We start from the raw sequence: 12,098 nt of genomic DNA on the forward strand, positions 1-12,098 counted from the left end.
CTTACCGACTGGTTGCAGGCAGGACGCGCACCCGGCAACAGGAGTTTGCCGATCACGTGGATCATGCCGGCCGTCAGTTTGCGGTCATCAACGTGATACAGCAGAATATCCGTCAGCCTACCCCTGTTCTCAGGCTTTAGCAGGGTTTCGACCGTGACGACCGCGACGAGGGTCGAGAAGCGATCGTCTGCGACTGCAATTTCGACGATAGTATCCGCGTGTGCGGCGTTTGCGGCAAGGGTCATTGCAAGCGCAGCAGCGGTGGTTATGAACAACGATTTCTTAAGTTGATCTCTTTGTTGGCTGGCAAAATGTCCGTTGGTTAACTCGTACCTATGACAGGATTACGGGTGGCCTGCACCTGCGGTTCACCGTATTTTGGAAGATCACACAAACGACAGCAATATTCCTCCAACCGCTTGATAAAAAAAGGATCCAGAGGATCAATGCTGGTTCCGTTTCGTCAAACTGGTGGTGGTGAGGTGACTTAAATCCGAAACAGCGGCTGCAACAGGCGTGGCACGAAAGCGTTGAACCGTAACGGTGCATCTGTGGCGGCAAGGCAGATACATGGGTCGCCGGGATCGGCAATTGGCGTATGTTCAAGATCTTCATTCGCGATCTCGATGTCACCAACGCCGAAGCGACCCGTGTCGTCACTGAAACTGCCCTGAAGCACCAGCGTCATTTCAAGCCCGTTATGCCCGTGATCGGGCACGGCCTGCCCGCCGGGGATGTAAAGCAAGCGGACCGATCCTTGCTTGTCTTGCGACAAGATCGACTGGCGCACCCCCATGCCAAGGGATTTCCACTTCGGCTCCTGCCCTTTCAATGCCGCGACCACCGGGCCAGGATAAATCCCGCGGCGGGTATATACCGGCTCGGATTTTACCGGCGCATCCAGTTGCGCCATAAGATCGGCCTTCATATTTCCCGAGACTGCCACACGCTCGGTCACTTCCAGCAACGCTCCACCCATGGTCTGATGGGCTTCCAGCGATGCGCGGCACTGCACGCACAGTGACACATGGCTGGCAACGGCCACCGCATAGTGATGCTGCAAGCTGCCCGAGGCATAGGCGGCCAGAATGGCATCGGGGATATGATGGGTGATTGCGGTCATTCGCGCAGTCCCTTCAACTCGTGTCTCAACCGCTCCAAGCCAAGTCGGATGCGGGATTTGATTGTTCCAAGTGGCAGGCCGGTCTGGTCGCTGATCTCTTGATGGGTCAACTCGCCCAGATAGGCCTTTTCGATCATTTCTCGCTGCTCTGGCCGCAGCGATGACAGAGCAAATTTCAGTTTTGCAGCCTCCTGCTCGACCGCAAGGATCTGGCTGGCATCTGGTTCGGCTCCGGGGTCTTCAGCCAGTTCGTCCGGCACCGGGCGACTTTCCTTGCGCATGATGTCGATGTGCCGGTTGCGGGCGATCTGATAGATCCAGGCCGACACCTGCGCCCGGTGGGGATCGAACATCGACGCCTTGCGCCAAACAGTCAGCATGACATCTTGCACGATCTCTTCGGCTTGCGGTGCCGAACACCCCGTCCGCATGATGAACCCTTTCAGACGCGGTGCGAAGTGATCAAATAGCGCGCAAAACGCGTCTCGATCCTGCTTGTCCCGAACGGCGAGCATCCAGATGGTTTGCTCTGAAATTTCGGTCTTGGTATGCGGCACCGGTTTTCCTTCAAGACGACGCACTGGTGGCGCAGGGGGCCGGGTGCTCGGGTGGTCAAGGGTCAGTGTCAACATAACCTCAATACGAGGCGCTTTGTAAACTGGATCACTTCGAACGACATTTTTCGCCGCCCGTTTTTTCCCTATCGACGCGACACCCGATGGAACAGATGGGTAAAGGTGGCCGCCCCCAGAATGGGGATCAGTAAGTTCACCAATGGGATCGACAGCGGTATTGCCATCAGTGTGCCCGCCAGCCAGATTTGCACGTTGTTGCGCGACCGCAAACGGTTTGCTTCCGCCCGCCCCACACGGCGCATGGCCGCAAGCTGGAAATACTCGCGCCCCAGAAGATAGCCATTCACCGCCCAGAACAAAATGGGCGCAAGCGGACCGACAAAGAAAAACAAGATCAGGGCAATCAGGTTAACCCCGAGAATGACGCCCAGAAAGCCAAGGCTGTCGCGGATGGTTTCGACCATCGGGACATCTGGCGCAGGCGGCAATTCGGGATAATGCCGCGCCTCGACCGCGTCGGCCACATCGTCCAGAAAGATGCCGGTGAAGGCACCCGCCACGGGCACCATCAACACAACCGACAGGACGATCATAAGCAAAAACGACGCCCACCACGCAAGGCCGTCCACCCAGGACACATCGCCGATAAAGGGGAGCGACAGCGTATCAGGCACCAAAAAACCGACAAGCCATGTCATCGCGACCGTTACAGCAATCAAAAGGCCGATGGTCAGCGCCAAACCTTTCATCAGAACGCTGCGAAACCGCGGATCGCTCATCTGTCCGACCGAGCGGAAAAAATCGTCCAGGATCATGTTTCAACCCACGTTGTGATCGCTGCAACATCCGGGCGGGGCCGTTCAGGCGGCGCGCTTGTTTCGGTGCCGATATGGATGATTCCCGCCACCATTTCGTGATCCCCCAGCCCCAATCCGTCACGCATGAATTGCCGATCATGGCTGGCCCAACCGGTCAGCCAATTTGCCCCCCAGCCCGAGGCCAACGCGGCATTTAACAGCGACAGACAGACTGCTCCGGCGGACAGGGTCTGTTCGATCTGTGGAACTTTGGGCGAGTCGACGGGTGATGACACCACCACCACAGCCAGCGGGCTGTCGGCGAACGCCGATTGCGCTTTGGTGATCTGTTCCGGTGGCTCACCCAGCGCCACACCCCGTTCGCCGACCAATTCCGCCAGCCGAGCCATGGCCCCGCGTTCCAGCACGATAAACCGCCATGGCTCCAGTTTTCCATGGTCCGGACTGCGCGCCGCAGCGGTCAAAACAGGGTCAAGCGCAGTGCGATCAGGGGCCGGTCCGGTCAGGGTCTTGGCGGGACGCGAACGGCGGGTCAGCAGGAAATCCAGCGCAGCTTGATTGCGGTCAGGCATGGTTCTGTCCTCGGTCTGGCAAAAGGCAGGCTTGGCCGCGAACGCGGCTGGCTTGGTGCACATGTCGGGTGTCGGGTGGTTCCCGTCAAGATGTTACATCACTTAACATCGAAAAAATCTTGTAACCCGGCAATCAGATCGGAATACACGCCCAGCATATGCGTGTTGGGCTGGCGGGCAGCGAATGTTTCTGCCAGCGGATCGGGGGCGTGGATCTTCGCGCCGGACATTTCTTCAAGCACCGCGTGACCGCAGAAGGGCACGTAGACCTCGGAATATCCGCCCTCATGCGCCATCATCAGGCGTCCATTACACAGATCATTTGCCAAATCCATGACCATGCGGGTCATTTGACGGAACGTGTCCGCCGTCGCAAGCATGCAGGACAGCGGATCAATCAGCGCTGCGTCATAGCCACACGCGATCACAATTACCTCCGGTTCATGGGCACGGATGGCAGGTATCACCAGCCGCTCCATCGCTTCAAGATAAGTGGCGTGCCCTGCCCCCGGCGGCAGTGGAATGTTCATGTTCGCGCCCAGCCCATCCCCCTCACCGCGCATATCAGCATCGCCCGTGTCAGTCGGATAGTTGCGTTCCTGATGGATCGAGATGGTCAGGACTTCGGGGTCTTCGATAAAGATCGCTTCGGTCCCGTTGCCGTGATGCACGTCCCAATCCAGCACCACGAAACGTCTGGCCAACCCGTTGGCCCGCGCGCTGCGGATCGCAACAGCAAGGTTGGCAAGCAGGCAGAAACCGTTTGGAAACTCCGGCAGGCAATGATGCCCTGGCGGGCGCGACAGAGCATAAGCGTTGTCCACTTCACCCCGCAGAACGGCCTCAAGCGCCGCAACGGACAATCCTGCGGACAGGCACGCGATTTCATAGCCACCCTGCCCGAACGGTGTGCGCAGGCCAAGTTCGCCGCCGCCCGCATCAGACACCCGCTTGAACTTGTCCAGAAACAAGGTCGGATGGACCCGCGCCAACATCTCGCGCGTAGCTTCGGGTGCTGATTGGGCGTGAAGCGCAGCGGTCAGGCCGGTTACATCCATCAGGTTCTTCAAGCGTCGTTTGGTTTCGGGGTTTTCGGGCAGTCCACCTGCCGCAAGGGGCTGCACCAGCCCGCCCACGGGCAGATTGCCCGCATAGTTGCCGCCAGAATGCCAAAAGCATTTCTCGTCCCAGAAAAAGCCGGTTTTCGCCATGCCAGTCTCCCTTACTTGAAGCAGAGTGACCCAGTGTGCTTGCATCGTCCAGCCCCACACGACAGGATTACGCCATGAAGAAAGGCGACCTGTCATATCTGGCCAAACCGGGCGCGCTGCTGTCGGTGCGTGTCACACCCAAGGCCGCGCGCAATCAAGTTGAAGAACGGGACGGTCAGATTCGCGTCTCGGTCACAACCGTCCCAGAGGACGGCAAGGCGACGAAAGCCGTCATCAAGCTGTTGGCACAGGTGCTGGGGATCGCGACATCGCGCCTTGTTCTGATCCAAGGCGCGAGATCCCGGGACAAAGTGTTTCGGATTGATTAACCCTGATCACCCACACGCGGAATGGACGACGCGGCATAAGATCCCTCGTTTGGGTCATCATAGCCACCCCCACCCAACGGATCGGGGCCATATTTGTTGGCGCCATTCGTGCCCTTGCTGGCATACCAGACGATAAGGATGATGATACCGATCAGCGGGACCAGGGCCAGCCAATACCACCAGCCGCTGCGATCTGTGTCATGCAGCCTGCGCACCGCCACCGAGATCATGGGCAGCAAGGTCGCCAAGCCAAACAGCCCGGACAATATCGGGGTGGAGGTTTGCGCTTCGAATCCGCCTTCCATGGTTGTCACGGTTCCGAACAGGAAGCTGTCAAAAATGCCAAGAATGATCTGCCCGGCAAAAACAAAAAGCGCGAAGAACCAGAACTCTGACCTTTGGGCGCGCCCGCTGAATGTAACGTATTTCGAAAAACACGCCCGAATTGATTCCATAAAGCTCATGATCTGTCCCCTGTGCAGGTTACTTCTTGCCGCCGATACGGGGTTCGTCCCCGGCGATCAGTCGTTCGATGTTTGCGCGATGACGCAGGAAAATCAACAACGCAAGCGCGATCGACAGAACCACGTAACTCGGAAAGCCCAGCAACATCGCCCAAATCGGCGACAAGGCAGCCGCCGCCAAGGCGGCAAGCGACGAGACGCGGAACAACAGGGCGACCACAAGCCAAGTGATACAGGCGGTCAGCCCGACCGGCCAGGCCAGCGCCAACATCGTACCAAGCCAAGTGGCAACCCCCTTGCCACCGTTGAAACCCAGAAATATGGGGAAACAATGGCCCAGAAAGGCCGCGAACCCGGCGATTTGGGCAGCGTCATCCGCAAACAGCGCCCGTGCAATCAACACCGCCGCCGCCCCTTTTCCAGCATCACCCAGCAAGGTAAGCAAGGCAGCAGGCTTATTCCCGGTGCGCAGCACGTTGGTTGCGCCGATGTTGCCTGATCCGATTTGACGCAGATCGCCCAGTCCAAACAGACGCGCCATGACGATGCCGAAAGGGATCGAGCCGAGAAGATAGCCCACGGCCGCGACTGCCACGAGCACGGGCAGTTGGGTGAGCAACTCAGGCATCGTCGCCCCCAAATACGCGTTCGCCGCCGACCCATGTGCCAAGCACCCGCCCCTCCATCCGCGCGCCGTCAAATGGCGTGTTCTTGGATTTCGAGTTCAGCTTGAACCTGTCCAGCACGAAGGGCGCATCGGGGTCAAAGAGAACCAGATCAGCAGGGGCGCCCACGGACAGCTCGCCACCCGGCAGGCTGAAACGACGCGCAGGGTTCAGGGACAGCGCACACCAGAGTGTCGGCAGGTCAATCAATCCAGCATGGACCAACCGCATGGCTGCGGGCAGAAGCGTTTCCAAGGCCACTGCGCCCGAGGCCGCTTCTTCAAACGGCAGGCGTTTGCTTTCCTCGTCCTGCGGCGTGTGCATGGACGAGATGACGTCAATCAGACCCATCGCCACGGCTTCGGCCATCGCCAGCCGGTCTTCTTCGGATCGCAGAGGTGGTTTGACCTTGAAGAAGGTGCGATAGTCGCCCACGTCCAACTCGTTCAGCGTCAGGTGGTGGATGTTGACACCGGCGGTCACGTCCAGCCCGGCGGCTTTGGCACGCTCCAAAGCAGGCAACGCATGGGCGGTGGACAGGTTATCGGCGTGGTAGGAGACGCCGGTCATTTCGACCAAGGCCAGATCACGTTCCAGCCCCATCCGCTCGGCCATGGGGTTGACGGCGGGCAAACCGCGCAACGACGCGAACTTGCCCGAGGTCACAGCGGCCCCCTTGGACATGTTCGGGTCTTGGGGGTGGCCGATGATCAATGCGCCAAGACTGCGCGCATAAGTCATGGCGCGGGAATACACCTTGTTGTCGGTGACGACATGATCGCAATCGGTGAAGGCGACAGCACCGGCATCCAGCATAAACCCCATTTCAACCATCTCGCGGCCTGCGCGCCCCTTGGTCAGTGCGGCCATGGAATGCACGTTGACGGGTGCAGCCTGCGAAGCCCGCCGCGCCACGAATGCCAGCGCTTCAGGGGTGTCCACGGCCGGTGTCGTATCCGGGCGAATGACCATTGTCGTGACTCCGCCCGCCGCCGCCGCCAGCCCCGCACTGCGAAAACTCTCCTTGTGGCGTTCCCCCGGCTCACCGATCTTTACGCCGATATCGACAATGCCGGGGGCAAGACATTTTCCGCCACAGTCGAACACCTCGCCGTTTTCCCCATCATTTACACCGGTGATCAAGCCATCCTCGATGGTCAGACAGCCCAGCGCGTCAGTGCCAGTATCAGGATCAATCAGGCGCGCATTGGTGAAAGTCGTTGTCATGCAGTGTCCCCCATCACCCCGCGCGCGCGGTCAATCGCGGCTTGAGTGGCCTTGGTGTCGGCCTGATATTTCAACATGTACTTGTCGCCGGTCCGCGTCACCACCTGAGCGGCCGAGAAGATGACATTCACCTTTTGAACATTGCCCAGAAGGATCGTCCGATTGCCCGGCCCGATCAGCCGCCGGTTGGTCAGATACCACGTAAATCCCAACTGCTCGCGGGCGACATAGAGCCCCCGCACAGCGATGGCTGCGACGGCCCCGACAACACCGGTCCAGGCATGGGGATTGCCCAGATAGATCAGGATGCCTGACATCAGCACCGACCCCAGCGCAGCCAGCAGAACATGTTCTTTGACATAGGTGGTCAGGTTGCCGGAAAAACTTTCGATCAGGCGCTCGCCCGGCTCAAGCTCGGGGCCGGTCTGATTTTCCAAACGGGGTTCCAATTCGAAGTCATGATCAGACATAGACATCCTCGGGTTGGGCGGCACGTTCGGCACGCAGGTTCCGGGCCAGAAGGTCCATGGCCGCCATGCGCACGGCAACCCCCATTTCGACCTGTTCCTGAATGACAGACCGGTTGATGTCGTCGGCGATTGTGCCGTCAATTTCGACCCCCCGGTTCATGGGGCCGGGATGCATGACAATCGCATCGGGCCTGGCATGGGCCAGCTTCTCGGCGTCCAGACCAAAGCGGTGATAGTATTCACGCTCGGACGGGATGAAGCCGCCGTCCATCCGTTCACGCTGTAGGCGCAACATCATGACCACGTCGGCGTCTCTCAGACCTTCCTCCATGTCGCCATAAACCTCGACCCCGAACTGGTCGATTTGCGAGGGCATCAGCGTGGGCGGACCGACAAGGCGCACGCGGTTCTCCATCTTGCCCAGAAGGATAAGGTTGGATCGCGCCACCCGGCTGTGGGCGATGTCGCCACAGATTGCAATGGTCAGGCGATGCAGCCGTCCCTTTTCGCGCCGGATCGTCAGCGCATCCAGCAACGCCTGCGTCGGGTGTTCGTGCTTGCCGTCACCTGCGTTCAAGACTGCGCAATTCACCTTTTCAGCCAACAGGTTCACCGCACCCGAATGGGGGTGACGCACGACCAGCAGGTCGGGGTGCATCGCGTTCAGCGTCAGCGCCGTATCAATCAACGTCTCGCCCTTTTTGATCGACGACGCCTGCATTGCCATGTTCATCACATCCGCGCCCAGACGCTTGCCCGCTATCTCGAACGACGCCTGTGTGCGGGTCGAGTTTTCGAAGAACATGTTGATCTGGGTAAGACCCGCCAAAACGTCCGAGCGTTTCTGCGTCGAGCGGTTCAGATCCACATAGCTGTCGGCCAGATCGAGAACGGTTTTTATCTCTTCCGGGCGAAGCTGTTCGATGCCCAGAAGATGGCGCTGGCGGAATGTCATACGGGCCTCCGTCCTGTTTCCATGCGCTTATAGGATCGGGCGGGCGTCGCGTCCATCCCCTGCGCGCCGGAATGCATATCGCCCCGTTTACCTTCCCCGCGCCCGGACATAGGCTGTGAGCCATGGAATCGGCACAAGACTGGCACAGCGCAAAAGCGCTTCTGGAATGGTATATCGAACTGGGTGCGGTGGACGCGATCAGCGATACGCCTGTGGACCGCTACGCGCTTGAACCGACCTTGCCGAAACCCCGCATGGCAGCACCGGACGGATCGACCCCCGTCACCGCGGCAAAACCGCCCGCCGCCCCGCGGCGCGACCATGTCGCGTCGGCGAAACAAGCGGCGGCGGCGGTCAAAGATCTGGACGCGCTGCGGGGCGCCATCGAAGCGTTCGATGGCTGCGAGATGAAACGCGGCGCACGGAACACGGTGATTGCCGATGGAAACCCCGCCGCGCGTGTGATGATCATCGGCGAGGCCCCCGGACGGGACGAGGACATTGCAGGAAAACCCTTTGTCGGGCGCGCAGGCCAGCTTCTGGACAAGATGTTCGCCGCCATCGGTATGGGGCGCGACGCGCCGCTGTCGAAAGACGCGATTTACATCACCAACGTGATGCCATGGCGCCCGCCCAACAACCGTGACCCCAGCCCTGACGAAATTGCGATGATGGTCCCATTTGTGGAACGCCACGTCCAACTGGTGGCCCCTGATGTGCTTGTCTTGATGGGCAACACACCGTGTCAGGCAGTGTTGGGGCGTAAAGGTATCATGCGTATGCGCGGCAGGTGGGAGGAGGCATGGAGCAAACCCGTAATGCCAATGACCCACCCCGCCTATCTGTTGCGCACGCCCGCCGCCAAACGTGAAGCGTGGGCCGATCTTTTGTCCATTCAGGCAAAACTCCGGGACCTGGCATGAAAGACCTGGCATGAAAATCCTCGCCTTTTCAGACCTGCACCTGAGCAACCTTGCGGCAAGAAACCTGTTGGATGCCGCAAGCGACGCCGATCTGATCCTTGGCGTCGGCGATTATGCGCATCGGCGCGACGGGCTGGTGGACTATGTCGCCCCATTCGCCGATTGGGGCACACGTGCGGTGTTCGTGCCCGGCAACAACGAAACGGAAACCGAGCTTCGCGCCGCATTCACGGGAAGCGACGTGACGATATTGCACGGCGAAACCGCAACGATTGGCGGTTTGACCATCGCCGGTATCGGCGCGGCCATCCCACCACCGCCCGCGATCCCCTGGCGTTCGTTCGACCTGACCGAGGACGAAGCCCGGTCGATGCTGACACCCATCACAGGTGCCGATATCCTGATCTCGCACTCCCCACCCAAAGGTGTGGCGGATCAGCATTCCGAACTGGGGTCGCTTGGTTCGCACGCTGTGTTGGAGGCGGTGACGCGACTGGCACCCAAATGGGTGCTGTGCGGTCACATTCACGATGCGTGGGGCGCGCGCGGCCAGATCGGGGCATCGAAGGTCATGAACCTCGGCCCGACGCCCAACTGGATTACACTCAACTAGGATCATCCCATGTCCCACATCACACCCGCCCAAGCCGCCACGCGTGATTTCATTCCGGTGCGGATCGCCATCCTGACGGTTTCCGATACCCGCAAGATGGAGCAGGATCGATCTGGCGACGCGCTGGTAACGCGTTTGGAACAAGCGGGCCACATTCTGGCGGACCGTAAGATCTGCCCCGATGAACGCGACCAGATCGCGGATCAACTGCGCGCCTGGTCACTGGACCCTGACATTGATGTAGTCATCTCGACCGGTGGCACCGGGCTGACGGGGCGCGATGTCTCGGTCGAGGCGCATCGCGATGTCTATGAAAAGGAAATCGAGGCGTTTTCGACTGTGTTCACAATCATCTCGATGAACAAGATCGGAACATCTGCGGTGCAAAGCCGCGCCACAGGTGGCGTTGCCAATGGAACTTACCTGTTTGCACTGCCCGGAAGCACCGGTGCCTGCAAGGACGCGTGGGACGACATTTTGGTGCATCAGCTGGATTATCGTCACATGCCGTGCAATTTCGTCGAAATTTTTCCGCGATTGGACGAACATAAGCGACGGAAATGATCTTCTCGTTCGTTTGAAGCTTACTAGAAATGCACACCGTCGACGTGCCGAAACTGTGACTACGCGCCACTTGCCTGTAAAGGCAGAGCAGGACAGGATGTTTTGGCGATCAGTGGAGTAGTAACATGCGATTTTTGGGCCGCAGCCTGACCGGATTGTTCCTTCTGGCCTTAACCGTCGGGTTGCTTGCGTTGGCTGCCGGCATGGTAACTTCAGCCTTCAAGGCTCGGGCTGAACGCGACAGCGCAGAACCGAGCGCGAGCGAGCGGGTGTTTTCGGCCAATGTCATGACGGTCACGGCGCAAACCATAGCGCCAAAGTTAACCGCCTATGGCGAGCTGTCATCGCGGCGCGCACTGGACGTGCGCGCCCTGACCGGGGGCACCGTGACCGAGATCGCACCGAATTTCGAAACCGGCGGGGCGGTGCGCGAAGGCGATCCGCTTCTGCGGATTGACCCGACAGATTTCGAATTTGCGCTGGAACTGGCAAAAACCGACGTGTCACAGGCCGAGGCAGAGCTGCGGGACGCACGCGCGGCACTGGAACTGGCGCGGGACGATCTGGACAATGCCACACGGCAGGCCGATCTGCGCGAAGCCGCCCTGACCCGACAGCGCGATCTGGTCGAACGTGGCGTGGGCACTGAAGCGGCGGTTGAAACGGCAGCACTTGCGGCATCGGCTGCACAGCAGGCGGTGCTGGGCAAGCGTCAATCGGTGATCACGGCGCAGGCCCGCGTCTCGACCGCAGAGGCGGCCTTGCGACGCAGCGAAATCCAGCTGGACGAAGCCGAGCGGCGTCTTGAAGAAACACAGATTACGGCAGAAATCAGCGGCATTCTGACGGACGTCACAGTGTTGCGCGGCGGAGTCGTAGCCGCGAACGAAAAGATCGGGCGCATCATTGACCCTTCAGCACTTGAGGTTCGGTTCCGTGTCTCGGCGGCCCAGTATGCGCGCCTGCTTGGGGCCGATGGTCGGTTGGCAAACACTGATGTAACCGTCCGGCTGGCGGCCGCTGGCCTGAACCTGACCGCAACCGGACGGATTGACCGCGAAAGCGCGGATGTCGGCGAAGGCCAGACCGGGCGCCAGATATTTGCCACGCTTGAACCCTCGCCCGGTATGCGACCGGGCGACTTTGTCACCGTTATCGTGGCCGAACCTGCCTTGCCGGACACTGTCCTGATGCCGGCATCGGCGCTGAGCGCCCAGAACGAGGTTCTGGTATTGGGGCCAGAGGATCGCCTGAGCAGCGCGAAGGTCGAGCTTTTGCGCCGTCAGGACAATGACGTAATCGTGCGCGCGACGGCGCTTGAGGGGCAGGAAATCGTGGTCGAACGCACCCCTGCGTTGGGGGCTGGCATCCGTGTCCGTCCCGTCCGTTCAGGCGAAGGCATTGCACCCGAGCCTCAGGCCGAGATGGTCACGCTTGCCCCCGAACGGGTCGCACTTCTGCGCAGCTTTGTGGAAAGCAATGACCGGATGCCCGAAGATGCACGGGAACGCATTCTGGCCCAATTGGATACTGGCATCCTGCCCGCAGACACGCTTGCGCGGCTGGAACAGCGGATGGGACACTAGATA

The 12,098-nt window shown here is 60.1% G+C and carries 15 protein-coding genes; 5 read left to right on the plus strand and 10 right to left on the minus strand.

Going from position 1 to position 12,098, the window contains the following annotated elements; genetic code table 11:
- Positions 1–487: 487 nt before the first annotated feature.
- The 5 genes from BMY55_RS14160 to BMY55_RS14180 all read right to left on the minus strand — a co-directional run bounded on the left by BMY55_RS14160 (position 488) and on the right by BMY55_RS14180 (position 4,299).
- Positions 488–1,123 (minus strand): ChrR family anti-sigma-E factor, encoded by a 636-nt coding sequence (locus tag BMY55_RS14160; protein WP_091431580.1) that lies wholly within the window; start codon positions 1,121–1,123, stop codon positions 488–490.
- Positions 1,120–1,755, minus strand: coding sequence for a sigma-70 family RNA polymerase sigma factor (locus BMY55_RS14165; RefSeq protein WP_091431582.1), 636 nt, complete (start codon positions 1,753–1,755; stop codon positions 1,120–1,122). Before BMY55_RS14165 ends, BMY55_RS14160 begins: the two co-directional genes overlap by 4 nt.
- A 68-nt stretch (positions 1,756–1,823) precedes the next feature.
- Positions 1,824–2,513, minus strand: a complete 690-nt coding sequence (locus BMY55_RS14170; protein WP_091431584.1) for an EI24 domain-containing protein — start codon at positions 2,511–2,513, stop codon at positions 1,824–1,826.
- The gene (locus BMY55_RS14175) at positions 2,510–3,088 is read right to left on the minus strand and encodes a nitroreductase family protein (RefSeq protein ID WP_091432663.1); all 579 of its coding nucleotides are present in this window, start codon (positions 3,086–3,088) and stop codon (positions 2,510–2,512) included. The genes BMY55_RS14170 and BMY55_RS14175 overlap by 4 nt, the downstream gene beginning before the upstream one ends.
- 98 nt (positions 3,089–3,186) lie before the next feature.
- The gene (locus BMY55_RS14180) at positions 3,187–4,299 is read right to left on the minus strand and encodes a class II histone deacetylase (protein WP_091431585.1); all 1,113 of its coding nucleotides are present in this window, start codon (positions 4,297–4,299) and stop codon (positions 3,187–3,189) included.
- 74 nt (positions 4,300–4,373) lie between these two features.
- On the opposite strand from BMY55_RS14180, the gene BMY55_RS14185 reads away from it, so the two are divergent.
- The gene (locus tag BMY55_RS14185) at positions 4,374–4,628 is read left to right on the plus strand and encodes a DUF167 domain-containing protein (protein WP_091431587.1); all 255 of its coding nucleotides are present in this window, start codon (positions 4,374–4,376) and stop codon (positions 4,626–4,628) included.
- Here the strand turns inward: BMY55_RS14185 and BMY55_RS14190 are convergent.
- From BMY55_RS14190 to BMY55_RS14210, 5 genes are read right to left on the minus strand one after another with little or no spacing between them, the layout of a single operon-like run.
- Complete coding sequence (locus BMY55_RS14190) at positions 4,625–5,092, minus strand: DUF805 domain-containing protein (protein ID WP_091431588.1); 468 nt, start codon at positions 5,090–5,092, stop codon at positions 4,625–4,627. The two genes, BMY55_RS14185 and BMY55_RS14190, sit on opposite strands and share 4 nt — an antisense overlap.
- A gap of 19 nt (positions 5,093–5,111) precedes the next feature.
- Positions 5,112–5,720, minus strand: coding sequence for a glycerol-3-phosphate 1-O-acyltransferase PlsY (plsY, locus tag BMY55_RS14195; RefSeq protein WP_091431590.1), 609 nt, complete (start codon positions 5,718–5,720; stop codon positions 5,112–5,114).
- Positions 5,713–6,984, minus strand: coding sequence for a dihydroorotase (pyrC, locus tag BMY55_RS14200; RefSeq protein WP_091431591.1), 1,272 nt, complete (start codon positions 6,982–6,984; stop codon positions 5,713–5,715). Before pyrC ends, plsY begins: the two co-directional genes overlap by 8 nt.
- The gene (locus BMY55_RS14205) at positions 6,981–7,454 is read right to left on the minus strand and encodes a hypothetical protein (protein WP_091431593.1); all 474 of its coding nucleotides are present in this window, start codon (positions 7,452–7,454) and stop codon (positions 6,981–6,983) included. The genes pyrC and BMY55_RS14205 overlap by 4 nt, the downstream gene beginning before the upstream one ends.
- On the minus strand, positions 7,447–8,409 hold the full coding sequence (locus BMY55_RS14210; RefSeq protein WP_091431595.1) for an aspartate carbamoyltransferase catalytic subunit: 963 nt from the start codon (positions 8,407–8,409) through the stop codon (positions 7,447–7,449). The genes BMY55_RS14205 and BMY55_RS14210 overlap by 8 nt, the downstream gene beginning before the upstream one ends.
- A 122-nt stretch (positions 8,410–8,531) precedes the next feature.
- On the opposite strand from BMY55_RS14210, the gene BMY55_RS14215 reads away from it, so the two are divergent.
- From BMY55_RS14215 to BMY55_RS14230, 4 genes are all read left to right on the plus strand, one after another.
- Complete coding sequence (locus tag BMY55_RS14215) at positions 8,532–9,332, plus strand: uracil-DNA glycosylase (protein ID WP_091431596.1); 801 nt, start codon at positions 8,532–8,534, stop codon at positions 9,330–9,332.
- Between the two features lie 10 nt (positions 9,333–9,342).
- Complete coding sequence (locus BMY55_RS14220; RefSeq protein WP_091431598.1) at positions 9,343–9,945, plus strand: metallophosphoesterase family protein; 603 nt, start codon at positions 9,343–9,345, stop codon at positions 9,943–9,945.
- 9 nt (positions 9,946–9,954) lie between these two features.
- A complete protein-coding gene (gene moaB, locus BMY55_RS14225; RefSeq protein WP_091431600.1) occupies positions 9,955–10,509 on the plus strand; it encodes a molybdenum cofactor biosynthesis protein B in 555 nt (184 codons plus the stop codon).
- Positions 10,510–10,634: 125 nt separating this feature from the next.
- Positions 10,635–12,095 carry an efflux RND transporter periplasmic adaptor subunit gene (locus BMY55_RS14230; protein ID WP_091431602.1) on the plus strand — a complete coding sequence of 487 codons (1,461 nt, stop codon included), beginning with the start codon at positions 10,635–10,637 and terminating at the stop codon, positions 12,093–12,095.
- The last annotated feature ends 3 nt before the right edge of the window (positions 12,096–12,098 follow it).

Source organism: Aliiroseovarius sediminilitoris, from assembly GCF_900109955.1.
GTDB classification, from domain to species: Bacteria; Pseudomonadota; Alphaproteobacteria; order Rhodobacterales; family Rhodobacteraceae; genus Aliiroseovarius; species Aliiroseovarius sediminilitoris.